The sequence below is a fragment of the Alicyclobacillus sendaiensis NBRC 100866 genome, assembly GCF_001552675.1.
GTDB classification, from domain to species: domain Bacteria; phylum Bacillota; class Bacilli; order Alicyclobacillales; family Alicyclobacillaceae; genus Alicyclobacillus; species Alicyclobacillus sendaiensis.
The window spans coordinates 1-24,650 of the sequence record NZ_BCRQ01000043.1 but is presented as its reverse complement, the minus strand read 5'-3'; the positions used below and the strand labels follow the sequence as shown (position 1 = coordinate 24,650).

23 protein-coding genes are annotated in these 24,650 nt (G+C 60.2%); 16 read left to right on the top strand and 7 right to left on the bottom strand.

From position 1 onward, the window contains the following. From AS26_RS09485 to AS26_RS09445, 9 genes are all read left to right on the top strand, one after another. On the top strand, positions 1–1,311 hold a 1,311-nt coding region (locus tag AS26_RS09485; protein ID WP_157068473.1), incomplete at its 5' end, for an ROK family transcriptional regulator. 137 nt (positions 1,312–1,448) lie between these two features. After that, positions 1,449–2,768 (top strand): ABC transporter substrate-binding protein, encoded by a 1,320-nt coding sequence (locus AS26_RS09480; protein ID WP_062308863.1) that lies wholly within the window; start codon positions 1,449–1,451, stop codon positions 2,766–2,768. Between the two features lie 50 nt (positions 2,769–2,818). Next, positions 2,819–3,730: a carbohydrate ABC transporter permease gene (locus tag AS26_RS09475; protein WP_062308861.1), complete on the top strand. Its 912-nt coding sequence runs from the start codon at positions 2,819–2,821 to the stop codon at positions 3,728–3,730. Continuing rightward, positions 3,727–4,605 carry a carbohydrate ABC transporter permease gene (locus AS26_RS09470; protein WP_062308859.1) on the top strand — a complete coding sequence of 293 codons (879 nt, stop codon included), beginning with the start codon at positions 3,727–3,729 and terminating at the stop codon, positions 4,603–4,605. The genes AS26_RS09475 and AS26_RS09470 overlap by 4 nt, the downstream gene beginning before the upstream one ends. 47 nt (positions 4,606–4,652) lie before the next feature. Then, entirely contained in the window at positions 4,653–5,591 is a 939-nt protein-coding gene (locus AS26_RS09465) for a glycoside hydrolase family 130 protein (protein ID WP_245629703.1), read from the top strand. A gap of 51 nt (positions 5,592–5,642) precedes the next feature. Continuing rightward, positions 5,643–6,611 carry a DUF1861 family protein gene (locus AS26_RS09460; protein WP_062308855.1) on the top strand — a complete coding sequence of 323 codons (969 nt, stop codon included), beginning with the start codon at positions 5,643–5,645 and terminating at the stop codon, positions 6,609–6,611. A 108-nt stretch (positions 6,612–6,719) separates the two neighbouring features. Then, a complete protein-coding gene (rnhA, locus tag AS26_RS09455; RefSeq protein WP_062308853.1) occupies positions 6,720–7,157 on the top strand; it encodes a ribonuclease HI in 438 nt (145 codons plus the stop codon). After that, positions 7,121–8,398 (top strand): tRNA epoxyqueuosine(34) reductase QueG, encoded by a 1,278-nt coding sequence (queG, locus tag AS26_RS09450; protein WP_062308850.1) that lies wholly within the window; start codon positions 7,121–7,123, stop codon positions 8,396–8,398. Before rnhA ends, queG begins: the two co-directional genes overlap by 37 nt. Next, on the top strand, positions 8,331–8,852 hold the full coding sequence (locus tag AS26_RS09445; protein WP_245629702.1) for a methylated-DNA--[protein]-cysteine S-methyltransferase: 522 nt from the start codon (positions 8,331–8,333) through the stop codon (positions 8,850–8,852). Before queG ends, AS26_RS09445 begins: the two co-directional genes overlap by 68 nt. 3 nt (positions 8,853–8,855) lie before the next feature. On the opposite strand, the gene AS26_RS09440 is transcribed toward AS26_RS09445, so the two are convergent. The 3 genes from AS26_RS09440 to AS26_RS09430 form a co-directional block, all read right to left on the bottom strand. Next, positions 8,856–10,115 carry a YutH/CotS family kinase-like spore coat protein gene (locus AS26_RS09440; RefSeq protein ID WP_062308848.1) on the bottom strand — a complete coding sequence of 420 codons (1,260 nt, stop codon included), beginning with the start codon at positions 10,113–10,115 and terminating at the stop codon, positions 8,856–8,858. Positions 10,116–10,297: 182 nt separating this feature from the next. Further along, positions 10,298–11,386 (bottom strand): isocitrate/isopropylmalate family dehydrogenase, encoded by a 1,089-nt coding sequence (locus AS26_RS09435; RefSeq protein WP_062308846.1) that lies wholly within the window; start codon positions 11,384–11,386, stop codon positions 10,298–10,300. 43 nt (positions 11,387–11,429) lie between these two features. Next, positions 11,430–12,188 (bottom strand): IclR family transcriptional regulator, encoded by a 759-nt coding sequence (locus tag AS26_RS09430; RefSeq protein ID WP_062308844.1) that lies wholly within the window; start codon positions 12,186–12,188, stop codon positions 11,430–11,432. Between the two features lie 152 nt (positions 12,189–12,340). Here AS26_RS09430 and AS26_RS09425 point away from each other — a divergent pair, with 152 nt between their 5' ends. Together AS26_RS09425 and AS26_RS09420 are read left to right on the top strand one after the other, a co-directional pair. Beyond that, positions 12,341–13,291, top strand: a complete 951-nt coding sequence (locus tag AS26_RS09425) for an amidase domain-containing protein (protein ID WP_245629701.1) — start codon at positions 12,341–12,343, stop codon at positions 13,289–13,291. Between the two features lie 65 nt (positions 13,292–13,356). Next, positions 13,357–13,821: a tRNA (cytidine(34)-2'-O)-methyltransferase gene (locus AS26_RS09420; protein ID WP_062308839.1), complete on the top strand. Its 465-nt coding sequence runs from the start codon at positions 13,357–13,359 to the stop codon at positions 13,819–13,821. A gap of 74 nt (positions 13,822–13,895) precedes the next feature. Here AS26_RS09420 and lpdA read toward each other — a convergent pair whose 3' ends face one another. The 4 genes from lpdA to pdhA are packed head-to-tail and all read right to left on the bottom strand — an operon-like array spanning position 13,896 to position 18,703. Then, the gene (gene lpdA / locus AS26_RS09415; protein ID WP_062308836.1) at positions 13,896–15,308 is read right to left on the bottom strand and encodes a dihydrolipoyl dehydrogenase; all 1,413 of its coding nucleotides are present in this window, start codon (positions 15,306–15,308) and stop codon (positions 13,896–13,898) included. 3 nt (positions 15,309–15,311) lie between these two features. Beyond that, positions 15,312–16,625 (bottom strand): dihydrolipoamide acetyltransferase family protein, encoded by a 1,314-nt coding sequence (locus AS26_RS09410; RefSeq protein ID WP_062308833.1) that lies wholly within the window; start codon positions 16,623–16,625, stop codon positions 15,312–15,314. A gap of 16 nt (positions 16,626–16,641) precedes the next feature. Next, positions 16,642–17,622, bottom strand: a complete 981-nt coding sequence (locus tag AS26_RS09405) for an alpha-ketoacid dehydrogenase subunit beta (protein WP_062308830.1) — start codon at positions 17,620–17,622, stop codon at positions 16,642–16,644. A gap of 1 nt (position 17,623) precedes the next feature. After that, complete coding sequence (gene pdhA, locus AS26_RS09400) at positions 17,624–18,703, bottom strand: pyruvate dehydrogenase (acetyl-transferring) E1 component subunit alpha (RefSeq protein ID WP_062308828.1); 1,080 nt, start codon at positions 18,701–18,703, stop codon at positions 17,624–17,626. Positions 18,704–18,905: 202 nt separating this feature from the next. On the opposite strand from pdhA, the gene AS26_RS09395 reads away from it, so the two are divergent. The 5 genes from AS26_RS09395 to AS26_RS09375 all read left to right on the top strand — a co-directional run. After that, entirely contained in the window at positions 18,906–19,619 is a 714-nt protein-coding gene (locus tag AS26_RS09395; protein WP_062308825.1) for an alpha/beta hydrolase, read from the top strand. A gap of 88 nt (positions 19,620–19,707) precedes the next feature. After that, positions 19,708–21,180: a carboxylesterase/lipase family protein gene (locus AS26_RS09390; protein WP_062308823.1), complete on the top strand. Its 1,473-nt coding sequence runs from the start codon at positions 19,708–19,710 to the stop codon at positions 21,178–21,180. A gap of 231 nt (positions 21,181–21,411) precedes the next feature. Next, entirely contained in the window at positions 21,412–23,310 is a 1,899-nt protein-coding gene (locus AS26_RS09385; protein ID WP_062308821.1) for a PrkA family serine protein kinase, read from the top strand. A gap of 15 nt (positions 23,311–23,325) precedes the next feature. Further along, positions 23,326–24,477, top strand: coding sequence for a sporulation protein YhbH (gene yhbH, locus AS26_RS09380; protein WP_062308819.1), 1,152 nt, complete (start codon positions 23,326–23,328; stop codon positions 24,475–24,477). Further along, positions 24,474–24,650: SpoVR family protein (locus AS26_RS09375; protein ID WP_174519934.1), on the top strand; the 177-nt coding region annotated here is incomplete at its 3' end. The genes yhbH and AS26_RS09375, both read left to right, overlap by 4 nt.

The following is a 24,650-nucleotide window of genomic DNA, read 5'->3' as shown; positions in this document are numbered from 1 at the left end:
GACACGGACCAACGTGAAAATGCGCTTGCAACATTTCCTGCATTGATCTACAGTCGGATTAGAATTGATTTCATACTGAAAGAAATGAATGTGCCTTGCGGTCTGGTCGCAATTCGTTCAAGCGAAAGGGGATACGTGCGAGTGCCCATGAAAGCGTCTCCACCGCTTGTGCGCAGGCTGAATGAGCGGCGTATTATGAACGCGCTTCGCGAGCACAAGCGCTTATCCCGTGCCGACCTTGAACGGCAGCTGAATCTTTCAGCTCCGACCATTTCGCGCATTGTGGACAAGCTATTGCATGATGGATGGATCCGTGAGCTGTACCCAGGGGAAAGCCAAACGGCTGGGCGCAAGCCCATTCTATTGGACATCAATCCGGAGGGCTTCGGAGCTCTAGGGATTGAGTTGGGCCGAGGGATGACGCGGATCGTCTATACCAATATGCTGGCTGAACTTCGCTCGTCGCGGATTATCTGGCGCACCGCTGAGGGGGCAAAAGACCTGGCTCAGATGGTTCGAGCTTTTCTTGCCGAAGAACGCCTCACAGGGGAACGGCTCATCGGGATTGGTGTGGCAGCTCCCGGAGCCTCTTTCCCGAACCGAGAGATGATTGTCCCAGCTCCCGATCTAGGCGCGGGGTGGTCCGAACCGCAGGGCGCACAATATCTGCGGGATGAGTTTGGCGTTCCCGTTTACTTCGCAAACGATGCGAACGCCGCGGTGCTCGCGGAGACATGGTTTGGCGCAGCCCAAAGCGCGCAACACGTAGCCTTCGTGCTGGCGGACGTGGGACTCGGCGCTGGGCTAGCTGTGTCGGGTTCCATTTATGAAGGTTCTGCGCGGAAGGCGGGAGAATTCAGCCATACCATTGTCAATCTTGAATCGGATATAAAATGCGAGGATGGCCATACCGGATGTATCGAGAGTCAGGCCTCGGCAAAAGCCATATTCGCTCGCTTGAAAGCCCTTCGCGAGGTACATGTCAACGAAACCATTGAGCATGTAGTTCATCGAGCCAGTGCGGGAATCGAGCCGGACGCAAGTGTGATCGACAAGGCCTTTCGATATCTGGCGGCTGGTATCGCAAATCTTGTGCGCGCCTTCGATCCAGAGGTGGTGGTGTTGGGGGGGCGCATGGTCATGACATCACGGGTCGCCTACGAGAAATTGCGAGGATATGTGCACGACTGCCTTTGGCCCGAACGAAAGCGTGTCACATGTGCGCGCTTTGGGCTGGATGCTGTCGCCATGGGTGCTGCCAGTCTTGTTCTACAGACTGTGTACGACCACACACAGCTTGTCGGCACATGACATGCACGGACGGCCTCGAGGAGGTGATGAGAACTTCGTTAGGTGAAAAAGAAAGTGTATACATGAATGCCTTGTAAACGCGTGCAGACACTCTGGTCATCCTGCGTGAGAATTGTATACGAGGGGGAGAAGAAAAAATGAAACGGTCAGCGAAGATCGGTTCCGCAATTGCCGGGGCTGCAGTACTCGTTGCGCTTGGGATCGCGGTTCCCACGGCGTTCCATCGATCCACTGCCACGACGCCGTCGAAGGCGGCCGGTTCGGCCAGCACGGCTGGCCCAGTGACGATTACGCTCGGCACTTGGGGTGGTGCTCAAGAAAACCAGCAGCTGCTGCAAATCATCAACAAGATTAATAAAAAGTACAAGGGTAAGTTTGTCATCAAAGATTACAACGTACCAGGGGGCAACTACGACCAGAAACTGAATACGGAGTTCGCGGCTGGCACGGCGCCGGACATCTTTTATGTGGATGACAGCCTCGCGCAGACGTATGCGAGCGAGGGAGTTTTGTTAGATCTCACACAATACATCAACGAGTTCAAATCGAAGTCGTTAGTCGCCAATCCGTCGAATTACTATTCCAACACGCTGGTCGATGTACGATACAATGGCCACTACTATGCACTGCCATGGATTGCACAGCCCGTTGTGATGTACTATAATCCTAAATTATTCCAACAGGCTCATCTGCCTATGCCTTCTCCGAATTGGACATGGCAAGACTTCATGCGAGACGCCAAAAAACTTACCAATCCATCTAAAGGGGTTTATGGGTATCTTCAGTCTAATGGCTGGCCGCCGGTCGAAATGTACATTTGGTCTTATGGTGGGGATATTTACAATGCATCTAAGACCAAGGCGCTGCTCAACACTCCGGCCGACATTAAAGGCCTGACGCTTATGGCCGACATGGTGAAAGAAGGTGTTGTACCTCCACTGGCCAAGCTGGCAAACGTGGACATTGAGGATCTGTTCAGACAAGGAAGAGTAGCGATGTTCGCCGGGGGTGCAGCGGACGGCAACTATGACACGAACGGATTCACAGCAAAGATCCAGCAGATGCCCATGGGGACAACGCACGCCACCGATTTGTACATCGCAGATCTCGCCATTAACGCGCATTCCAAAGTGCCGAAAGAAGACCTGTATCTGGCTTACACGGCATTGTTAGAGGGAATTGATCATTGGAAGATCGTCCCGCCCGTCAAACAGTATGCAGCGAATCTCCAGGACATTGTTGTTCCGGGGGCACCGGGCAATCATACACCGAGCGACCGGATTCAACCGATTCTCGAATCGTTGAAATATGGAAAGGTGATTCCGGTGGTCAAGAATATGGCGAACTACTGGAACATCATGTCGAACGACATTTACCAGCCTCTGTTGCTCGGCCAGATGACACCTCAGCAAGCTGCTGCGAAGGCCGAACAGGATTTGAACGCGAATCTGAAGTGATTTCACCACTCGCCGGAGGTCTTCGTGGCCTCCGGCAGGGAGGGACTTCGATGAAGCGATCTTCTCTCGCGGTGCGTGAATGGCTGACGGGTTACTTGTTTATTAGCCCGTGGCTCATCGGATTCATCGTGTTCACGCTTGGGCCGCTGGTTGGATCACTGTATCTGAGCTTTACGAACTATAACCTCTTGCAACCTCCTCAGTTCATTGGTGCACAAAACTATTTCCAGATGGTTCGTGATCCGGATTTCTGGCAGGCCCTTTCTGTGACGTTTTACTACGCCATTTTTGCCATACCTCTCGATCTGGCCGTTGCGTTGGCGCTCGCAATTCTACTGAACCAGCGAGTTCGGTACATGCCGTTGTTTCGCACGATATTCTACCTGCCGGCTATTCTGCCGCCCGTTGCCACTTCGGTTTTATGGAACTGGATCCTCAATCCCGACTACGGGATACTGAATGCCTTCCTACACGCTTTGGGCCTTCCGCAACCGCAATGGTTGGTCACACCGCAGTGGACGGTTCCGGCGTATATCGTGATGAGTGTTTGGGGTGTGGGCACATGGATGGTGATTTTTCTTGCCGGCCTCCAGGACGTCCCACAGAGTCTGTACGAGGCGGCGGCCATAGACGGAGCGTCGGTGTGGAGGTCGTTCTGGAACATCACGCTGCCCATGATCTCGCCTGTACTGCTTTTTAACCTGGTTCAGGGCGTCATTGGAACTTTCGGCTATTTCACACAAGCCTATATCATGGGAAACGGCGTTGGCGGCTCAAACGCAGGTGTCGACAATGCTGGACTGTTCTACGCTTTGTATCTCTACATTCAGGGATTCGCTGAGCTGCATATGGGGTATGCCTCGGCGCTAGCCTGGGTTCTGTTTTTCATCGTTTTGATACTGACTTTGCTCATTTTCAAGGGGTCCGCCCTTTGGGTCTACTACGGAGGTGAGCGCGATTGACGTACACGCAGGTGTCAGTCATTTCGCGCGATGCGTCCGCTCGGGCTCGGTGGTCGACGCGAGTTCGGCGACTTATCACCTATCTGCTCTTGACGGGCACGAGCATATGCTTTCTCATTCCGTTCGCTTGGCTTGTGATCAGTTCGTTAAAGCCTAATGATCAAATTTTTGTGTTTCCGCCCACGTGGTGGCCGAATCCGGTTGAATGGAACAACTATGCTCAGGCCCTGACTTCCCAACCGTTTGGGCGTTATGCGTTGAACTCGTTATTCATCGCACTGGTCAATGTCGTGGGCAATTTGGTTTCAAACTCCTTCGTGGCGTACGGATTCGCGCGGTTTCGATTTCCGGGGCGCAGGGTGCTGTTCATGCTGCTGCTGGCGACTATGATGGTGCCATCTCAGGTCCTGCTGGTACCGCAGTTTATCCTGTTTCATGACCTTGGATGGATTAACACGTTTCTTCCGTTAACGGTGCCTTCTTTTTTTGGTTCTGCGTTTTACGTCTTTTTGTTACGGCAGTTCTTTATGACCATACCTGTCGAACTGGAGGAAGCTGCCCGTATTGACGGTGCTGGGCCACTGCGAATCTTTTTCTCCGTGGTGCTCCCTCTAATCAGACCGGCATTGACGGCCGTAGCCATTTTCTCGTTCCAAGGAGCGTGGAATGACTTCCTGACTCCGCTGATCTATCTGTCGGATCCATCGAAGTTCACCTTGCAGCTGGGACTGGCTCAGTTCCAGGGCTCTTTCCATACAGATTGGAATCTGATTATGGCAGCTTCGGTCGTCGTGATGCTGCCAATGGCCATCATCTTCTTTGTGGCTCAGAAATATTTCGTCCAGGGCATCACGATGACGGGGACGAAGGGTTGATGAGCGGCCTAGACCCGTACACATCGTTTTCGGAGGAGTCGATTGTGGTGGAGCAAGCAATTGCGAAGAACATCTTGGACTTTCGGTTTTCAAAGTACGAAGGCAATCCGGTTCTTGAACCTGGCCCGCGGGATTGGGAACAAAAGGACGTGTTTAACCCGACGGCCGTTGTTCACGAAGGAAAAGTCTACATGTTTTATCGAGCTGAGGACTTTCAGGGGATGGGAATTTGGAATGGAACTTCGCGAATCGGCCTCGCAATCAGTGAGGATGGATTTAGGTTCCATAAACTTGACCACCCAATTCTCGAGCCTTCAGAGCCGTATGAACTCCCGGGGGGCTGCGAAGATCCAAGGATCACAAAAATCGATGGGCGCTACTACATGACCTACACCGCCTTTGACGGTGTCACCGCCAGGTTATGCTTGGCTTCGTCAGACGATCTCATTCATTGGCAGAAGTATGGATGCATGTTACCAGGTTTTCGAGGCGAGAAGGATGCCGAGTGGTCGAAAGCAGGTGCCATCCTTCCTCAAAAAGTACAAAATAGGTATTGGATGTATTTTGGGGAAGGATACGTGTATCTTGCGTTTTCGGAGGATCTTGTCACGTGGAGCGTGTTGCCGGAGCCGGTGCTTACGCCGCGAGGGAGAGGGTATTTTGACGCCGACCTGGTTGAGCCAGGTCCGTCTCCCATTGTAACCGAAGACGGGATCGTCTTGCTCTACAACGGCGCAGTGGAACTTGCTCCCGGTCATCCGCCTCGGCGGCGGTACGCCGCGGGCGTAGCGGTTTATTCGCTCGATGATCCGAGTCGCTTGGTGTACCGGTCGGAAGTCCCTTTTCTAGAGCCCGACACCGAAATGGAGCGTCGCGGTCAAGTGGATAACGTGGTGTTTATTGAGGGGTACATTACCTTTAATGGCCAGGAACTTCTGTATTACGGAATGGCTGACTCGAGAATTGGAGTCGCAGTTAGAAAATAGACGTCAGGCTTCCAAGCCACAAATGATCACACCAAGAATGGAGTGCCAGCTTTGAAATCTCTGGTGAGCGCCAAGTCGTGCGAGCGATTAGCTCTGGAGTACCGGCACACGCGTGTCATCTATCACGCCGAAAAACTGCGTTTTCTGGGTGTAGAAGGTCGTGACGTCTACAATGTAGCCGCGCCCTTTGCCGATGAAGGACGCGTTGCGATCGCAGCGCGTGTGGAGCCCAGGCACAGCGAACTCTCCGAGGTTATCTTTTTTAGCGACCCAGGAGATGGGGTTTGGAGACCGCTTGAGGATGTGCGCACCTTTCGCGGTCTGCAGGATCCTTTTTATACTAGAATTGGATCTGAACTCGTGTTTGGTGGGGTCGAGGTCTGGACAAATCCCTTTCATCATTATGCGCTTGAATATCGAACGGTGTTTTATCGAGGCAAGCATCTCCGAGATCTCAGGCTGTTTGCGGTCGGCCCCCAATGGATGAAGGATATCAGGCTGGTGGAACTTCCCGACGGCAAAATTGGAGTGTTCACGAGGCCGAACGGTAAGTTCTACGGAGGCCAGGCGCAAATTGGGTGGACCGTCCTGTCGAGCCTCGAGGATCTGTCACCGGAGTCCATATTAAAGGCCGAGTTGCTACCCGATCGATTTAGCCCAGGGGAGTGGGGAGGGGTCAATGAAGCTCATCTCCTTGATGCGAATACGATTGGCGTCGTTGGTCACATCGCATATCGAACGGCAGACGGGAAGTTGCATTACAAGTCCATGACGTTCACGTTGCATCTAAAGGAGGAGCTCGTCACACCCGTGCGAGTCATCGCCGAACGGAACGATTTTCTGCCCGGAGATTCGAAGCGCCCTGAACTGCAGGACGTCGTCTTCAGCGGCGGACTGGTGCGGTATCCCGATGGTACGGCGCATCTATACGCGGGCGTCTCAGATGCCGAGGCTCAGCGAATTTTAATGCCCGATCCTTTCGCGGCGGCACTCCCTACTGTCGAAGAACTCGAAGCTTGATTGCATATCGCCGTGCTGACCTGGAACATCGGCAGGCCATTGCGCCCCATGTCCTCCTCGACTATGCTGGTCCTTGCGAGAGCCCGTTTGGGGCGAAGGAGGACCGTGATGAGCGACGAAGCGGTGATTCTGTACACGGACGGTGCGTGCTCGGGCAATCCCGGGCCCGGCGGTTGGGCGGCCATCCTTCAGTGGAAGGGGCATGTGAAGGAGCTGTCCGGCGGCGAGCCGAATACTACCAACCAACGCATGGAACTGAAGGCCGTCATTGAGGGGCTCAAGGCGCTCAAACGGCCGTGTGACGTGATCGTCCATTCGGATTCGGCCTACGTGGTCAATTGCTTCCAGCAGGGTTGGCACGTGAATTGGCGCAGGAATGGGTGGGTGAACAGCAAGGGAGAGCCGGTCCAAAACCGCGATCTCTGGGAGGAATTGCTCGACGCCATCAACGGCCACCGCGTGCGGTTTGAAAAGGTCAAGGGGCACGCCGGCGTGAAGTGGAACGAGCGATGCGACGAATTGGCTCGGAGCGCCATCCCGCGGTGACGCCCCGCGACAAAATCGCGCTCGCCGAGATCCGTCCCTTGGCCGAGGAGGTCGGGCTCCCGGAGATTGCGGCGACGGACGCCTCTCCCTTTGACGATCTCGCCACTCCCCTGGAGGCCTATGCGGCGCGTGGGCGCACGGGGTTCGAGTGGGACAACGCATCGGAGCGGATGGATCCGCGCTTTTGGCTGCCCGAGGCGAAGTCCATCGTGACGGCGGCGCTTCCCTACCTGACGGAGGAAGGCGCGAGGCAGATGCGCCATCATCCCCGATCGGAACTGCGCGGGCAAACGTCGTGTTACGTGTACGGCGAGGACTACCACCGCGTGCTGTCCGAGCGGTTGACGGAGTTGGCGAAGCGGCTGGAGAAGCTCGTGGGCCGCGAAATCCGGCACCGCGTGGCGGTGGATACGTCGCCTCTGGTCGACCGCCGCGTCGCCGAGCGAAGCGGGCTCGGATGGATTGGCAAAAACGGGATGTTGTTCAGCCCTCGCTATGGATCGTACGTGTTTCTCGGCGCGCTCCTCCTGGATATTGAGATTGAGGATGCCAAGCATCTTCCTCCCGATGTCGGCAAATTCTGTGGCGACTGCGATCTCTGCATGCGCGCCTGTCCGACCCAGGCCTTCGTGGCGCCGGGCGAATTGAGGGCCACCGCGTGCCTGTCGTACGTGACGCAGATGAAGGGAACGATTCCTCGCCCGTACCGCAAGCCGCTCGGCCGACGGGTGTGGGGATGCGACGTGTGCCAACAGGTCTGTCCGCACAATCGCCATCGAGCCCCGGCCTGCGATCCGTCCTTTTCGCCGGACGCCGAAGCCGCGTATCCGGATCTCGTCCGGCTGCTGGAGATGTCCAATCGTCAGTTTCTGCGCGCCTACGGCCGATCCGCCATGGCCTGGCGCGGGGTCCGAACACTGCAGCGCAACGCGCTTGTGGCGCTTGGCAATCTCCGCCGCCCAGAGGCTGTGCCGGTGGTGGCGCGGTTTTTGGCGTCGGATCGCCCGGAGTTGCGCGCAAGCGCCGCGTGGGCGCTGGGCGAGATCGGCGGAGAGGATGCGCTGCGCGAGCTTCAGGCCGCGCTTGGTTCGGAGCAGGACCCTGATGTGCGACAGGAGATGGAGGAGGCCATCGCAAATGTGTCCGCGAGCATCCGCCGTGGGGGCGTTCGACGTGACGAAGAGGGAAGCGGCCATCGCCGCGGTGAGCACGCCGATTGGGGAGATGTGGCTGGTAGCTGAACCGGAAGGCGTCGTCGAGGCTGGATGGACCAGACTCGTGCCGCCGCTTAGGCGGGATGGAGCGCGAGCCTGTGCAAGCCCTGAAGCGCTGGCCCTGGCCGAGCGCGCCGCGGAGGAACTGATGCTGTACTTCGCGGGGCGATTGCGGGCGTTCACCGTGCCGCTCGCGCCCCGAGGGACTGCGTTTCAGTTGGCGGTCTGGGCGTCGCTTTGCGACATCCCCTTCGGCGCGCGGGTTTCGTACCGGGATATCGCGGGCGCGGTGGGACGTCCGCGGGCGGTGCGCGCCGTGGGGCAGGCCAACCGCGCGAATCCGCTGCCTGTCTTCATCCCCTGCCATCGAGTGGTGGGCGCCGATGGGCGCCTCGTGGGGTATGCGGGGGATGCGTTGGATCTCAAGGCATGGCTTCTCGATCACGAATCCCGCGTACTTCGGGCGCAGACACTCTCGTGATTGTCACTCACCGAGGTGTTCCACCTGCTGTCGCAGGCTTGCGAGGAACGCCTGGCGTTTTTCCGCCTGCAGCGCGTACTGCTGAAGTGCCTCGAGCTGACTCGGGTCGGCCCCAAAGTGGTACCGAGCGTGTGCGATCCGCCATGGCAGGTAGGGAAAGCGCAGGATGGCCTCGACGGTGCGGTATTCCGCCTTCGAAATCTTCCGGACCACGTCGAAGTGCAAAAAGCATGCATACGCCAAGTGCCCGTCCCAATGGCCGCGTTCCAGGCTGCGGCGCAGCAGGTGCGCCATATCGAGGGCTCGTGGCGCCGGGCGCGCGAGCTCGAAGTCAATCAGGATCACCTGGTGTTGCGCCGTGTAAAGGCAATTGGGCGGGATGACATCGAGGTGGCACCAGCCGCCGGACGAGCGCTCTGCTTCCAGGTACGCGATCACGTCGCGATCCTCAAACAGCGCCAGGCTTTCGGCCCCATCGCGATGGAGTTCGTCGCGCATGGAGAGCAGCAGTTGATCAAAGGCGTCCTTCTCCCTTTTCCGGTCCGCTCGAAGCCACATCTGGCGCAGATCCCGCCAGCGGGCCTGAAACAGGCCAAACACGTCGTCCACAGCCTCGTCTGGCTGCCAGTCCGTGCGAAAGTTTCGCGTGGCCTCGTGAAACTGGGCCAGGGTGTACGCGGTTTGAGCCACGTGCTCGGGCAGCGCGAAGTTGGCGGGTTGCCCAGACACCCACTCGGTCACGTAATAGGTGAAGTCCCCGTGGCGCACGTAAGGAGCGTTGGACGACGTCGTCACGATGCGAGCGAATTTGGTGAAGCCCTGGGCTTGGGCGTGGCGGAGGCACGCCACCATCGCGCGGCAGTGCTGGGGGGCGATGGTGGAGCGTTTCGCGGCGTAGCGCCGACCCTTGGCGTCGGTCCACACTTCGACAGATCCTTCGGGGTGACGGTGTTGAATGGCGAGATCGTACTTGGCGACGACAGCCTGTGGGATGAGCGGCGTCTGGCTTTGCGAATGCAGCGCGGCTGCATCGGTGGCCGCATCTATGGCGCGTCGGTCAGCCGCCCGCGTCTCCTTCCCGTCTCCTGGAGCCCGTTCGACCGCCGGGATGGCCGGCGAAGCCTCGCGAGGCGCTCGAGGCTCCTCGCCGTCAGCTGGTGGCGCGACCGGCGACGGTTGTGCAAATAAAAACGCGGGGGGAGAAAGCAGTTCCGCGAGCAGATGCTGGAGCCACTCAGGCATGCTGGACTTCTGGCTTTTCATCGGCGGTCCCCCTCCGCCAAAGCCTATGCCTCGAGGCGAAGATTCGGGCGGGCGATGGCCCAGTTGCGCCGAAAAGCGAGGTCGCGTGGGAGGGTACCGACGAGGAACCGCCGCCGCTTCGACTTGCCTCGGCGCAAAGGCCGAGAGGTTGAAGCGGCGGCGCCTGCTTTCTGAGCTGGGGGTCACACGGCGTCGCCAAACGTGCTCCAGACCTCAAGTTTCGTCCGAACCCTGCGGATCACTTCGTCGGTGAACTCGGTGGTCGTCGCCTGGCCGCCGAGATCGGCCGTGCGAATGCCATCGACAATCGACTCGAGCGTGGCCTCGTAAATCGCGCGCGAAACCGTGTGCGCGTCTTTATCTGGGACGTAGTTCAACAGGGCGGCGCCCGCCAAGATCATGGCCATCGGGTTGGCCATGTTTTTGCGGTACAGGTTGGGCGCCGTGCCGTGCGGCGCTTCGGCCATCACGACCTTGGGCTGGAACGACTCGTCGAGCGACAGAAGCAGTGATTCCGATCCGGCGATGGTGCCGAACATCTGCAGGACGAGATCGGACAAGCAGTCGCCGTCGCGGTTGAGCGCCGGGATGACGAGCGCTTCACCCGCGCGCGCCAAGAGCAGCGCGTACGTGGCGTCGATGAGCTGAGGTTCGTAGCGCACATCGGGATACTCCTTGGCCGCGGCGTCCATCTCTTCCTTCAGCATGCCTTCGTAGACGGGACTCACGGTGTATTTGGGGCCGCCAAATACCTTCGCGTGCATGCGGCGCGCGTGCTGAAAGGCGTACTTCGCCACGCCCCGGCAGACGGATCGCGAAATTTTCTCCGTGCGGTACGCCACCTCGTCGCCGTTGTCCAGCTGCTCGCGCCACTCCTTCGCACCGTACGCGTCGTCCACCGCCATGCGGATGACTGAAATGGGCGAGTAGACGCCCACCGGAGGCGCAATTCCCGGGATTCGCCGCCCCGTGCGGACAATCACCGTGCCGTTGATCTCCTTGCGCAAAATGGCGTTGGGGCTGCCTACATCGCCCTTTTCTTCCGGCGTGATGGTCGCAGCCTTGAGGCCGAGGCCCGTCTCTCGCATGGCCTCTGCAGCCTCGTGCACCACCGCGTTTTGCGTGCGGCGGCGATTTTCAAGGCTCAGATCAAACTTGCGAACCTCAATCTCATAGCCTGTGACGTCGGGCGACAGCACGCGGAGCGCTTCCTCCAGCAGCTCCTGTCCGGTCTGATCCCCCTCCATCACGATGATGGTCGGTTTCCCCATGTTCGTCACCTCAAATCTGTTGGCTTCGTCCCGCCGCAGCGGCTCATTCGGCCAGCCGCTCGGACAACTCTTCGGCGGCCCGCTTCATCGGTGCAACCATGTCCCGCATCTTGTCCTCCGCCATGCGTTCGACGGGTCCCGACACCGCAATCGCGTACAGGCACGATCCGTCCTTGTTCAAAACGGGAACAGCGACGGCCGCCGCGCCCGCGTCGCGCTCCTGCTTCGAGAGCGCGTAGCCATCGCGGCGAATCGCCTCGAGCTGTTGACGGAGGTCCACTTGCCGGACGCCCTTCGGCAGCCGGTCAGGATGGCATGCCGCCTCGATCACGGCCGAGTTCGAGAAGGCGAGGAGCACCTTGCCCGACGCGCCGATGGTGAGGGGGTATCGCTCGCCGACGGTGGCCACGTTCCGAATCGGCTGCAGGCTTTCGACGGCCAGGATCCGAATTCGCTCGAGGCCGTTGCGCACGTAGAGACTGACCGTCTCGTTTGTCTCGTCGCGCAGGCGGCGCAAAATGGGCTTCGCGGCGTCGGACCAGCGGTCGTGCAGCGCTGCGTTCGCGCCCAGGCCATACAGGCTCCAGCCGAGCACGTAGCGATCCGACTCCGACTCACGGCGAACAAACCCCTTCTGCTGCAGAGCCAAGAGCAGGCGATGGACCGTGCTCTTGTGGAGGCCCGTGGCTCGCGCGATCTCGCTCAAGCTCCACGACTGAGGAGAATGGGTGAACAGCAACAGAATGTCGAGGGCCCGCTCGACGGCCCGAACCGTGGTCTGCCCACTTGGCGTATGCGGCATGTGTAGGACGTCCTTTCCGTTTCAGCGTGCAAAACGAGCCCCGCCGAGAAGTATACCACAGTCCGCGTCAACAGGGGCCATTCGAACCGTCACCAGACATGGGCGTCTGTCATACCATGCGGTGAGTGAGGTGACGAAGAATGTCTTCGTGCTTGGACGCTCTGCAAAGTTATTTCGACGCCAGAGCCCGCGCGTGGCTTCACACCTCGATAGACCAAACGGCGCGGACAGGCCGCTTCGCGGGCCTCGATCGCCTGGTTCATCTGGCGAAACAGAAGAAACTTACGTATGAGAAGCTCGGCAAGCGGCTCGCACGCGTGCACACGCAAGTGCGGGTAGAGAAATTGGAGGAGAGCCGCGACGGGTCGACCGCGGTTGTGTGGGCGACGGAGCGCATCTGTTACACGTATTATGAGGGCGGCGTGCCCTGCGTGGAATGCTGCCAGATTCGACATGAGATGCACTGGGCCCGAACGCCCGAAGGATGGGAGCTCGTGCGCGGGCGCGAATCGGCGTTGGGCAGTGAACTTCCTGGAGTTCGAGGGACGACCGAAGCGCACGTGCTGCCCAGGTTTCCGCGCGATCCCGACTGGCAGAGCGGCCTCTACGATCGCGTCCGGGCGGCCCGCTACGCGGACGCATGGTGGGACGGCACCAACCCTCGATTCCCCCGGTTTTCGGACGACTGCACCAACTTCGTCTCGCAATGCCTGTACGCAGGGGGGCTGCCGATGTGGGGCGAGCCGGATCGCGCGGCAGGCTGGTGGTTTCAGTTTGGTCAGCCTCCTGTTTGGAGCTATAGCTGGAGCACCGCCCATGCGCTGTACCTCGCGTTGACGACCGCGTTTGGCGCGCGGGTCGTGTCCGATCCGGCAGAGCTGCGCGTGGGCGACGTCATCTTCTACGACTGGCAGGGCGAAGGGACTTACCATCACAGCACCATCGTGACCGACTTCGACGCCATGGGCGAACCGCTCGTCAACGCGCACACCATCGACAGCTACCACAGGCCGTGGCTTTACACCGACAGCCCTGCCTGGACGCCGAAGACGGCGTACGCCTGGGTCCATTTGCCCGATCGAGTCGTGCTGCATTGCTCCTAGCCCGTTGGCCGAGCGGAAGGGCCGTGATAGACTGGGGGGCGGACATTCCGCGAGGAGGTTGGGGCATGCACATCGTGCTCTTCGAGCCTGAGATCCCAGCCAACACGGGCAACGTGGCCCGCACCTGCGCCGTGACAGGTTCGACCCTTCATCTCGTCGGCAAGTTGGGGTTTTCCACAGACGATCGTCAACTGAAGCGGGCGGGGCTCGACTACTGGCATCTGCTCGACATCCGCTATCATGACTCACTCGAGGACCTTTGGGCGCTGTATCCGGATGGCGTGTTTCATTATGTGGAAACCGAAGGTGGGCGGTGGTACACGGAGGTCGCATACGGGCCGAACGACTTCCTCGTGTTCGGCAAAGAGACCAAGGGGCTGCCGAAGGACGTCATTGAAGCCCACGCCGATCACGTCATCCGCATTCCCATGATCGACCACGCGGCCGCGCGCAGCCTCAACTTGTCGAACGCGGTAGCCGTGGTCGTGTTTGAAGCGCTCCGACAAAACGGGTTTCCTGGCATGGTTTGACGAACGCCGTTCATTGCGCGGGAAATATGTCGAAAAGCCGCTCGGGCATTCGCCCGAGCGGCTTTTCGGATGTCTCATCCTTTGATGATGTGAATGGGCTCGCCGAGACCCACTTCAGCGGCTTCCATGACCATTTCTCCCAGCGTGGGATGCGCGTGAATCGTGAGCGCGATGTCTTCGAGCGTCGCGCTCATCTCAATCGCGAGCCCGAGCTCCGCGATGATGTTCGACGCCTCGACGCCGACCACCTGCGCGCCGACGAGGACGCCGTTTTCCTTGTTCGCAACGAGCTTGATGAAGCCGTCGGTCGCGTTGAGCGCCGTTGCGCGGCCGTTGGCGGCGTACGGGAAGCGGCCGACCGCGACCTGGCCGTACTCCTTCTTCGCCTCTTCTTCCGTCAGACCGACCGACGCCATCTCCGGATCCGAGAACACCACGGACGGGATGCAGCGGTAGTCGACGATGGACGGCTTGCCCGCGATGACTTCTGCGGCCACCTTGCCCTCGTACGACGCCTTGTGGGCGAGCGCCGGGCCCGGCACGATGTCCCCGATGGCGAAGACGTTCGGGTTGGTGGTGCGGCACTGCTGATCCACCTTGACGAGGCCCTTGTCCGTCAGTTCGATGCCCGCGTCCTGCAGGCCGATGTCGTCGGTGTTCGGGCGGCGACCCACCGTGACAAGCACGTAATCGGCCTCGATGGTCTTCTCGTTTCCGTCCTTGTCCTTGTAGGTGAGCTTGACGCCGTCCTCGGTCTCCTCCACGCCCTGCGCGAGCGCGTTGGTCTCAATCTGCACGTTGTACTTCTTCAGGTTCTTTTCCACGAGGCGGACCATCTGTTTGTCGAACAGCGCGAGGATGCTGTCCAAGCCCTCGATGATGGTCACTTGGCTTCCGAACTTGGCGAACGTCTGGCCGAGCTCGATGCCGATGTATCCGCCGCCCACCACCACGAGCCGTTTCGGGACGTGATCGAGGGACAGTGCGCCTGTCGAGTCAATGACGCGCTTGCCGAGGGGCAGGTTCTTCAGCTCAATGGGCCGCGAGCCGGTCGCCAAGATGCAGTGTTGAAATTGTAGCCGCTGGCTGCCGTTCTCCTGCATGACACGGACTTCGTTCGGCTTGGTGAAGAAGGCTTCCCCTTGGATGACGTTGACCTTATTGCCCTTGAGGAGCTGCTGGACACCGCTCGTCATTTTGTTGACGACCGACTGCTTCCACTCCTGCACCTTTTTGAAGTCGAAGGTCGCGGTCGTCTCAATGCCCGGGAACGGCGATTCCTTGGCCGCCTCGTAGTGATGGGCGGCCGAGATGAGCGCTTTGGAAGGAATGCAACCGCGGTTCAGGCACACGCCGCCCAATTCGGCCTTGTCCACAATGGTGACCGACTTGCCGAGCTGCGCTGCCCGGATGGCTGCCACGTAACCGCCAGGGCCTGCGCCGATGACTAAGACTTCAACCTCTTCCACAATATCTCCGACTACCATCCGTCACACCTCCAGGAGCAACAAGCGCGGGTTTTCTAGCAAGCGCTTGATGTCGTTGATGAACTGCTGACCGAGCGCGCCATCGATCACGCGGTGGTCGAAGCTCAGCGACAGGGACATCATTTGGCCCACGGCGAATTCGCCGTTCTTGATGATTGGCTTCTCCGTGATCCGGCCGACGCCCAAAATCGCAACTTCAGGGTAATTGATAATGGGGGTGAAGAACAAGCCACCCGCCGATCCGATGTTCGTAATGGAGATGGTGCTGCCCTTCATCTCCTCGGGCTTGAGCTTCCCTGCGCGCCCGCGCGCGGCGAGATCGCCGATCTCCTGGGCAATCGTCCAGATGTTCTTCCGGTCCGCGTGGCGCACCACGGGCACCAGCAAGCCGCGCTCGGTGTCCGTCGCGATGCCGATGTGGTAGTAGTGCTTGATGACGAGCTCCTGCTTCTCCTCGTCGTAGGACGCATTCAACTGCGGCTTCGTGCGGAGCGCCGCGATGAGCGCCTTCACGATAAAGGGCAGATACGTGATCTTGATGCCGCGCTCCTGCGCGATGGGCTTGACCTCGTTGCGCAGTTTGACGAGTTCGGTGACGTCCACCTCGTCCATGAGCGTGACGTGCGGCGCCGTATACTTCGACTTCACCATGGCGCGGGCAATGGCCTGGCGGATCATCGGCATGGGTACGCGCTCTTCGTATTCCTCGCCATAGGCCGCCGACGCCTTTTGCGGTTGCGCAGCCCGCTGCTCCTTGTCCGCCGCGGATTCAGGCTGAGGCGCTTCTGCGCCGGACTTGGCGCGATCGATGTCCTCCTTGGTCACCTTGCCGTGGTTGCCGGTGCCCTTGACAGTGCGGATGTCCACGCCTTGTTCGCGGGCGTACTTGCGGACCGCGGGCGTGGCGAGCACCTCGCGCGCCGCGGACTCCTGCGCATCGGCCTTCGCTTCCTCAGGTGCGGATTTGGCCGCGGGCGCCTCATCCGCCTTCGCGTTTTTATGTGCGTCCGATTCGGCCTTCTGCGCGCTCTTGTCGGTCGGTTGTTCGTCCGACTGGGCCTCGGCGGGTGCGGCTCCCTCCACCTCAAACGTCAACAGCACATCGCCGACCACGCAGGTCGTGCCTTCCGGCACCTTGATCTCCTTCACCTTTCCGCTCACCGGCGAGGGGAGTTCCACAAGCGATTTGTCGTTTTCCACTTCCGCAATGGGATCGTCCTCCTGCACCGTGTCGCCAGGTTGGACGAGCCACTTGCTGATCCGGCCCTCATGCAAGCCTTCGCCAAGCTCTGGAAGGCGAAATTCAACGACGGCCATGGTGTCACCTCCGGGATTATAGGCTCATGACGCGATCGAGCGTCTTCAGGACGTACTCGGGTGTCGGCAGCCATTCGTCTTCAATCATACCAAACGGATACACCGTGTCAGGCGGCGTCGCGCGCAGCACGGGGGCTTCCAAGTGGTAAATCGCGTTCTCGTTGATCTGCGCGACGATCTCGGCCGCAGCGCCCGCCGAGCGTTGAGCCTCCTGCACGACGACGGCGCGATTCGTCTTCTTGATGGAGGCCACGATGGTCTCGATGTCAATCGGGTTGACGGTGCGGAGATCGATGACCTCGGCCTCGAGACCCTTTTCTTTCGACCACTGTTCGGCGGCCTTGAGGGCCACGTGCACCATGGCTCCGTACGCGATCACTGTGGCGTGCTTGCCTTCCCGGACCACGTTCGCGACGCCGAGCGGGATGGTGTAATCGTCCTCCGGAACCTCCTGGCGGAACGAGCGGTACAGCTTCATGTGCTCTAGGAAGATGACAGGGTCGGGATCGCGAATCGCGGACAGTAACAGTCCTTTGGCGTCGTAGGGTGTGCTCGGAATGACCACTTTGATGCCCGGCGTCTGAACGAACAGGCCCTCCAGGGAATCCGCGTGCATCTCGGGCGTGTGCACGCCGCCGCCGAATGGCGAACGGATGGTCACCGGCGCGGTGTATCGCCCGCCCGTGCGGTATCGCGTGCGCGCCAGCTGCCCCGCAATCTGGTCAAACGCCTCGAAGACAAAGCCGAAAAACTGAATCTCCGGCACGGGGCGAAAGCCTTGAATCGCAAGGCCATTGGCCAAGCCGATGATCCCGCTCTCCGCGAGGGGCGTGTCGAACACGCGGTTGGGGCCGTATTTCTGCTGCAAGCCTTCGGTCGCCCGGAAGACGCCGCCGTTTTTGCCGACGTCCTCGCCGAAGACGAGCACGCGCTCGTCGCGGGCCAGTTCGAGATCGAGGGCGTGCGTGATCGCCTGAATCATCGTCATCTGCGCCATGTCAGTTCGCCTCCTCGCCGGCAAATTCCGCCCGTTGGCGCTTGAGCGTGGGGGTGAGCTCTTCGAACATCGAGTCGATGAGGCCCGGAATGGTCATCTTCTCGGCCGCATCCGCCTCTTTCAGGGCGTTGTTGACCGTCTCCTTGGCCTCTTCGATGTACGCCTCTTCCTCTTCCTGAGACCACAGGCCCTTGTTCTCGAGGTACTTGCGGAAGCGAATGAGCGGATCCTTCTTCTCCCACTCCTCCTGCACGTCCTTCGTGCGATAACGGGTCGGATCGTCGCCCGACATCGTGTGGGGGCCGTAGCGGAAGGTCACGGCCTCAATCATAGTGGGGCCTTCGCCGTTGCGCGCTCGCTCCAGGGCTTCGTGCATCACGCGGTACACGGCCAGCACGTCCATGCCGTCGACCTGAATGCCCGGGATGCCTGCGGCGATGGCCTTCTGAGCGAGCGTCTGCGCGCGCGTCTGAAGCTCGCGGGGCACGGAAATGGCGTACTGGTTGTTCTGCACAAAGAACACCACGGGCAAATTCATGGCGCCCGCGAAGTTCATGCCTTCGTAAAAGTCACCTTGGCTCGTGCCGCCGTCGCCCGTGTACGTCACGGCCACGCGCTTCTCACCGCGCAGCTTGAACGCGAGGCCGACGCCCGCCGCCTGGACGATTTGCGCGCCGATGATGATCTGCGGCACCATACAGTTGACGCCTTCCGGCACTTTGCCGCCCAGCTGGTGTCCGCGGGAGTAAAGGAAGAGCTGATGCAGCGGATACCCGTGGAAGTACAGTTGCGGAATGTCTCGATAGCCTGGGAGCAGGAAGTCCTCTTTCTTTGTGGCAAACTCGCTGCCGATCATGGACGCTTCCTGGCCGGACACCGGCGCGTAAAATCCCAGGCGTCCCTGCCGGGACAGGCGAATTGCGCGTTGATCCCAGATGCGCGTGAAGACCATGCGCTTCATGAGCTCGCGCAGGTCGTCGTCCGACAACTCCGGGACCAGGTCAGGGTTCACGACGTTCCCGTTCTCGTCCACGATTTGGACGTACGGGATCTCAAAACGAGCAACCACCTGGCTCAACATGGTCACCTCATCTTCGCGTTAGTAATACAGGTCGCTACACATTATAATACACCCGGGCAGAGACTGCGAAAGAAACAGGAGTGTTCCAATGAAGTTCTGTTATAGAATAACGTGTTGTCCGTCCTAGAACAGACCGATGTAGCGCTTTCATTCGCGGGTTTTCTTCGCGGACTCGCCGCCATTTCGCTGGAGGTGTTTCACCTTGCAGGGTTCCACCAGGAAAGTGGAGACGCACACGCTGTACAGTCAATCGCTCGGCGAAGAGCGCGTGTTGAAAGTGTTTGTCCCGCCCGGCGCTGGCCGTGAGCCGCTGCCGGTGGTGTATTGTCACGACGGGATCGAGTTCTTCACGCACGGTCGCGTCGCGACGCAGGCGCACGAGGCCATTCTCGCTGGGAGGCTCGCGCCGTGTTACATCGTCGGGATCGCCGTGAATTTGGACCGGCGGCGCGACGACTACGCGTTTGACGGCGCGCGCCATCGCGAGTATCTCCAGTTTGTGGCGGACGAATGCATTCCGTTTCTGGACGAGCGGTATCCCATGGACGACCGACGCCGCTACATGGCCGGCATCTCGCTCGGCGCCGTCGCGACGATGAGTTTCGTGCTCGAATATCCGCAGTGGTTTCATCGGGTCATGCTGTTTTCCGGCGCCTTCTTCCCGCCGTATCAGCGCCGAGTGGCGGAGGCCATCGATCTGTCGCGCCTGTACGCGTACATGTTCATTGGTGAAGACGAGCGGCAGGCCCAAACGCCGAGCGGTGTCTTTGACTTTTGGAGTTACAACGAGGCGATGCGAGACATCCTGCTCGATCGCGGCGCCGAGGTTTCGTATCACACGGGCCCCGGAAATCACATCTGGGGCGTGTGGCAACGCCATCTGGTGGCCGCGCTCTCGGAAATTGTCCAGGTCTGACCAACGGAAAAGCTTCCTCTGCCCTTGGCCGGCTGTTCGATCTGCGGTACGGTGGAGGCGAAAAGCAACGGGGTAGGGGGCGAACCAGATGGACGTGATCGTCGAGACAAAATACGGCAAGGTGATGGGGCGAGAAGAGGATGGCGTGCGCGTGTTTTTGGGCGTTCCGTACGCCAAGGCGCCGGAGGGGAACCGGAGATTTCTGCCGCCGGAGCCCGTGGAGCCCTGGGCTGGCGTGTTGGACGCTCGCGCGTATGGGCCCATCTGCCCCCAGGTTGCCAATCCGCTGAATCCCGTGGATGCGTTCGTGCAATCCGAGGACTGCCTTCGCCTGAACATCTACGCGCCGGCCGAGGGAACGGGCCATCCCGTGATGGTCTTCATCCACGGCGGCGCGTTCGTGTTCGGATCGGGACAATCGCCGTGGTACGACGGGCGGGCGTTTGCGCGGGACGGCGTGGTGCTCGTGACCATTAACTACCGCCTCGGACCGCTCGGCTTCCTGCACCTTGCGCATCTCGGCGGCGAGGCGTATGCCAGCTCAGGCAACGCGGGCATTTTGGACCAGGTGGCGGCGCTCGCGTTTGTGCGGGACACCATTGAGGCGTTTGGGGGCGATCCCGGCCGCGTGACCGTGGCGGGCGAGTCGGCCGGCGCTTGGAGCGTCGGCACGCTCTTGGTCATGGAATCGGCGCGCGGGCTGTTCCAGCAGGCCATCCTGCAGAGCGGCATCCCGTTCGCGTACCGCACGCCCGAATCCGCGGCCTGGTGGACGTCCCAGCTTCTCGACGCGCTCGGCATCAGCCAGAGCTCCTGGCAGCGCCTCTTCGATGTTCCGGCCCATCGCCTCGTCGCAGCCGCCACTCGCATTCCCGCGCGGGACGGACTGAATCTGCGCCCGGTCCTGGACGGCGTGACGCTCACGACGTCGTTCTGGGATGCGCTGCGCGAGGGCCAGGCTGCGCATGTGCCTACGCTTGCCGGATCGAACCGGGAGGAGTTGATGCTTTGGATGGCTCGCGATCCGGCGTGGCGCTCGCTCTCCGACGAAGAACGCATCGCGCACGTGGACCGCATGTGGGGGCCTCTTGGCGATCGCGCCCGGGACTACTACGTGGATGGGCGCACGGGTGACGAGCTCGAAACGTGGCTCATCCGATTCGCGGCCATGCGCAGTTTCACGTATCCGACCATCCGCGCGGCCGAGATCCAGAGTGAATACGCCCCGGTTTATCTCTACCGGTTTGATTACAGGCCGAGCGCCCTTGGCGCGGCCCATGCGCTCGAACTCCCGTTCGTGTTCGGCACATATGCTCATCCGTCGGCGCGCGCGCTGGTCGGAGATCGGCCGTCGCACGCCGCCGTGTCCGAGGCCATGCACGCGGCCTGGGTGGCGTTCGTACGCCACGGGAGCCCGCAGGCGCCGCACCTCCCAGAGTGGCCGACCTATGATCCCAAGCGCCGCTCCACGCTGATTTTCGACGACGTCTCTCGCGTCGAGGACGATCCCGACCGCGCCGAGCGCGAACTCTGGTCGGACATTTCAACCCTGTCCATGTGACGCCGTAGCGCGCGGCGAGGGGGCATCACACCACGAGGCCGGTGGCACATCCACCGGCCTTTGCTGTTGGTGCTCCACATGGGCGATGGCGGAATTCACGATGCAGCGCGCCCAAATGGGACGCCGCGGGTATGTGGAAAAGCTGCTCGCTCATAGGATGAGAAAAAGCCTCCTGTCACTCACCGCTTCAGACGCGAAGGCGTGCATCCGTATCGCAAGGAGGATGGGATCATGGGTTTCCTGGAACGCCTGAGCTCGTATCGCGCGGAGGAGGAAGCACTTCGTTGGCGGGGCACATTCACAGACTATCTGGAACTCGTGCGTCAGAATCCCAACATCGCGAGAACGGCTCACGCTCGCATTTACGATATGATTGTCGCCGCTGGTGTGGAGATGGACGCGGACGGCAAGCCGCATTACAAGTTCTTTGAAAAAGAGATTTTTGGCCTTTCGGACACCATTGAGCGGCTCGTCGAGGAGTACTTCCACGCGGCCGCGCGCAGGCTCGACGTCCGCAAGCGCATCCTGCTCCTCATGGGCCCTGTGTCCGGCGGAAAGTCGACCATCGTGACGCTTCTCAAACGGGGCCTGGAACAATACTCCCGCACGCCCGAAGGGGCGCTATATGCGATTGCGGGATGCCCAATGCACGAGGAGCCGCTTCACCTCATCCCAAACGAGCTCCGTCCCGAGTTCGAGGCGGAGTTCGGCGTCAAAATTGAAGGCAACCTGTGTCCGAGCTGCCGCCTGCGGGTGGATGAGGAGTTCGGCGGCCGGATCGAAGACGTGCCCGTCGAGCGCGTCGTCTTGTCGGAGGAGCGCCGCGTCGGCATCGGCACCTTCAGCCCTTCGGATCCCAAATCGCAGGACATCGCAGATCTCACCGGGAGCGTCGACTTTTCCACTATCACCGAATACGGCTCGGAGTCGGATCCGCGGGCGTATCGGTTTGACGGGGAGCTCAACAAGGCCAACCGCGGCCTGATGGAGTTCCAGGAGATGCTGAAGTGCGATGAAAAGTTTCTCTGGCATCTCCTGAGCCTCACGCAAGAGGGCAACTTTAAGGCCGGCCGGTTTGCGCTCATCTCCGCCGACGAGATGATCATTGCGCACACCAACGAAGCCGAGTATCGGGCCTTCATCGCCAACAAGAAGAACGAGGCACTGCAGTCTCGCATGATTGTCATGCCCATTCCGTACAACCTGCGCGTCGACGATGAAGTCAAAATATACGAGAAACTGGTACAGCAGAGCGATCTCAAAAACGTCCACATCGCGCCCCACGCCCTGCGCACGGCGGCCATCTTCTCCATCCTCACGCGCCTGAAGGAATCGAAGAAGCAGGGCGTCGATCTGATGAAAAAGCTGTACCTGTACAACGGGCAGGCCGTCGAGGGGCTCAAGGAGGCGGACGTGAAGGAACTCAAAGCGGAGTATCCCGACGAGGGCATGAGCGGGCTCGACCCGCGCTACATCATCAACCGAATTTCCACGGCGCTCATCCGCCGCGACACGCAGTGCATCAATGCACTCGACGTGCTCAGGGCCATCAAGGACGGGCTGGATCAGCATCCGTCGATCACGCCCGAAGACCGCGAGCGTTTGCTGAATTTCGTGGCCATGGCGCGGCGCGAATACGACGAAATGGCGAAGACCGAGGTGCAGAAGGCGTTCGTCTACTCGTTCGAGGAATCGGCGAAGACGCTGCTTGAGAATTACCTGGACAACGTCGAGGCGTACTGCAACTGGCAAAAGATCAAAGACCCACTCACGGGTGAGGAGATGGACCCCGACGAAAAGCTCATGCGGTCCATCGAAGAGCAGATCGGCATCTCGGAGAATGCCAAGCGGGCGTTCCGCGAGGAGATCCTCATCCGGATTTCCACCTACGCGCGCCGCGGCAAGAAGTTCGACTATCACTCGCACGAGCGCCTGAAGGAAGCCATCGAGAAGAAGCTGTTTGCGGATCTCAAGGACGTCGTCAAAATCACGACGTCGACCAAGACGCCCGACGAGCAGCAGCTCAAGAAAATTAACGAGGTGACGCGCCGCCTCATCGACGAACACGGGTATTGCCCCGTGTGTGCCAACGAGCTCCTCCGCTACACCGGAAGTCTTCTCAACCGCTGACAGGAGGGAGAGGCCGTGATCGACTTCACACTGCAACGCGAAGACTGGTCACTCCATCGCAAAGGCCACATCGATCAAGAGCGCCATCGCGAAAAGGTGCGTGAAGCCATTCGCGAGCATCTCGCCGATCTCGTCAGCGACGAAAGCCTGATCATGTCAAATGGCAAGCAGATTGTGAAAATCCCGATTCGCTCGCTCGAGGAGTACCGCATTCGGTACAACTTTCAAAAGGGCAAGCACGTCGGCACGGGATCCGGTGACACGGCCGTGGGCGATCTCGTCGCCCGCGGCAGGCCCGACGCGGACGGGCAGCCCGGTCCGGGGCAAGGTGAGGGGGCCGGGGCGGAGCCAGGCGTCGACTACGCCGAGGCCGAGGTCACGCTGGAGGACATCCAGCAGGAGCTGTTCCGCGAACTCGAATTGCCCGATCTCGCGGAAAAGGACGAGGCCGACATGGTGACCGAGGCCATCGAGTTTCGAGACGTGCGCAAGAAAGGCATCACGGCCAACATCGACAAGAAGCGGACGCTGCTCCAGGCCCTCCGCCATGCGAAAAAGGACCACCGCGTCGTCATCACGCCCGAGGACCTGCGCTACAAGACGTGGGAGACCATCGTGAAGCCGGACTCGAACGCGGTCATCCTCGCGATGATGGACCTGTCGGGCTCCATGGGTCTCTTCGAGAAGTACTGCGCGCGGACGTTCTTCTTTTGGATGACGCGCTTTCTGCGCACGAAGTACGCCCACGTGCAGATTCGGTACATCGCTCACCACACCGAGGCGCACGAGGTCGACGAGGAGTACTTTTTCACCAAGGGTGAGAGCGGGGGTACCCTCTGTTCGTCCGCGTATCAGTACGCGCTCGACATGGTGCACCGGGAGTATCCGCCCGAGCGGTACAACATCTATCCGATTCACTTTTCAGACGGCGACAACCTGACGTCGGACAATGAGAAATGCGTACAGTTGGTGAAGGAGCTTTCCAGCGTCTCGCGCATGTTTGGCTATGCGGAGGTCAACCAGTACTCGCGTTCGTCGACGTTGATGAGCGCGTACGGAAAGCTCCAGATTCCTCGGTTTCGCACGTACGTGATCCGAGACAAATCCGAGATCTACGGTGCGCTTCGCCACTTTTTCTCCCAGCAGCAAGGGGTGAAGAGCGCATGACAGAGCGCGAGTTGGCAGAGCTCGAGCGCGCCATCGAGCGGATGATGGATCTGGCTCGCGCGTTCGGGCTTGACTTTTATCCGATGCGGTTTGAGGTCTGCCCTGCAGACGTGCTGTACACGTTCGGTGCGTACGGAATGCCAACCCGATTCCACCATTGGTCTTTTGGAAAA

Coding starts and splice junctions, on each gene's coding strand:
- AS26_RS09480 (WP_062308863.1), top strand. CDS start 1,449: ATGAAACGGTCAGCGAAGATCGGTTCCGCAATTGCCGGGGCTGCAGTA.
- AS26_RS09475 (WP_062308861.1), top strand. CDS start 2,819: ATGAAGCGATCTTCTCTCGCGGTGCGTGAATGGCTGACGGGTTACTTG.
- rnhA (WP_062308853.1), top strand. CDS start 6,720: ATGAGCGACGAAGCGGTGATTCTGTACACGGACGGTGCGTGCTCGGGC.
- queG (WP_062308850.1), top strand. CDS start 7,121: ATGCGACGAATTGGCTCGGAGCGCCATCCCGCGGTGACGCCCCGCGAC.
- AS26_RS09440 (WP_062308848.1), bottom strand. CDS start 10,115: ATGAAAAGCCAGAAGTCCAGCATGCCTGAGTGGCTCCAGCATCTGCTC.
- AS26_RS09435 (WP_062308846.1), bottom strand. CDS start 11,386: ATGGGGAAACCGACCATCATCGTGATGGAGGGGGATCAGACCGGACAG.
- AS26_RS09430 (WP_062308844.1), bottom strand. CDS start 12,188: ATGCCGCATACGCCAAGTGGGCAGACCACGGTTCGGGCCGTCGAGCGG.
- AS26_RS09420 (WP_062308839.1), top strand. CDS start 13,357: ATGCACATCGTGCTCTTCGAGCCTGAGATCCCAGCCAACACGGGCAAC.
- lpdA (WP_062308836.1), bottom strand. CDS start 15,308: ATGGTAGTCGGAGATATTGTGGAAGAGGTTGAAGTCTTAGTCATCGGC.
- AS26_RS09410 (WP_062308833.1), bottom strand. CDS start 16,625: ATGGCCGTCGTTGAATTTCGCCTTCCAGAGCTTGGCGAAGGCTTGCAT.
- AS26_RS09405 (WP_062308830.1), bottom strand. CDS start 17,622: ATGGCGCAGATGACGATGATTCAGGCGATCACGCACGCCCTCGATCTC.
- pdhA (WP_062308828.1), bottom strand. CDS start 18,703: ATGTTGAGCCAGGTGGTTGCTCGTTTTGAGATCCCGTACGTCCAAATC.
- AS26_RS09390 (WP_062308823.1), top strand. CDS start 19,708: ATGGACGTGATCGTCGAGACAAAATACGGCAAGGTGATGGGGCGAGAA.
- AS26_RS09385 (WP_062308821.1), top strand. CDS start 21,412: ATGGGTTTCCTGGAACGCCTGAGCTCGTATCGCGCGGAGGAGGAAGCA.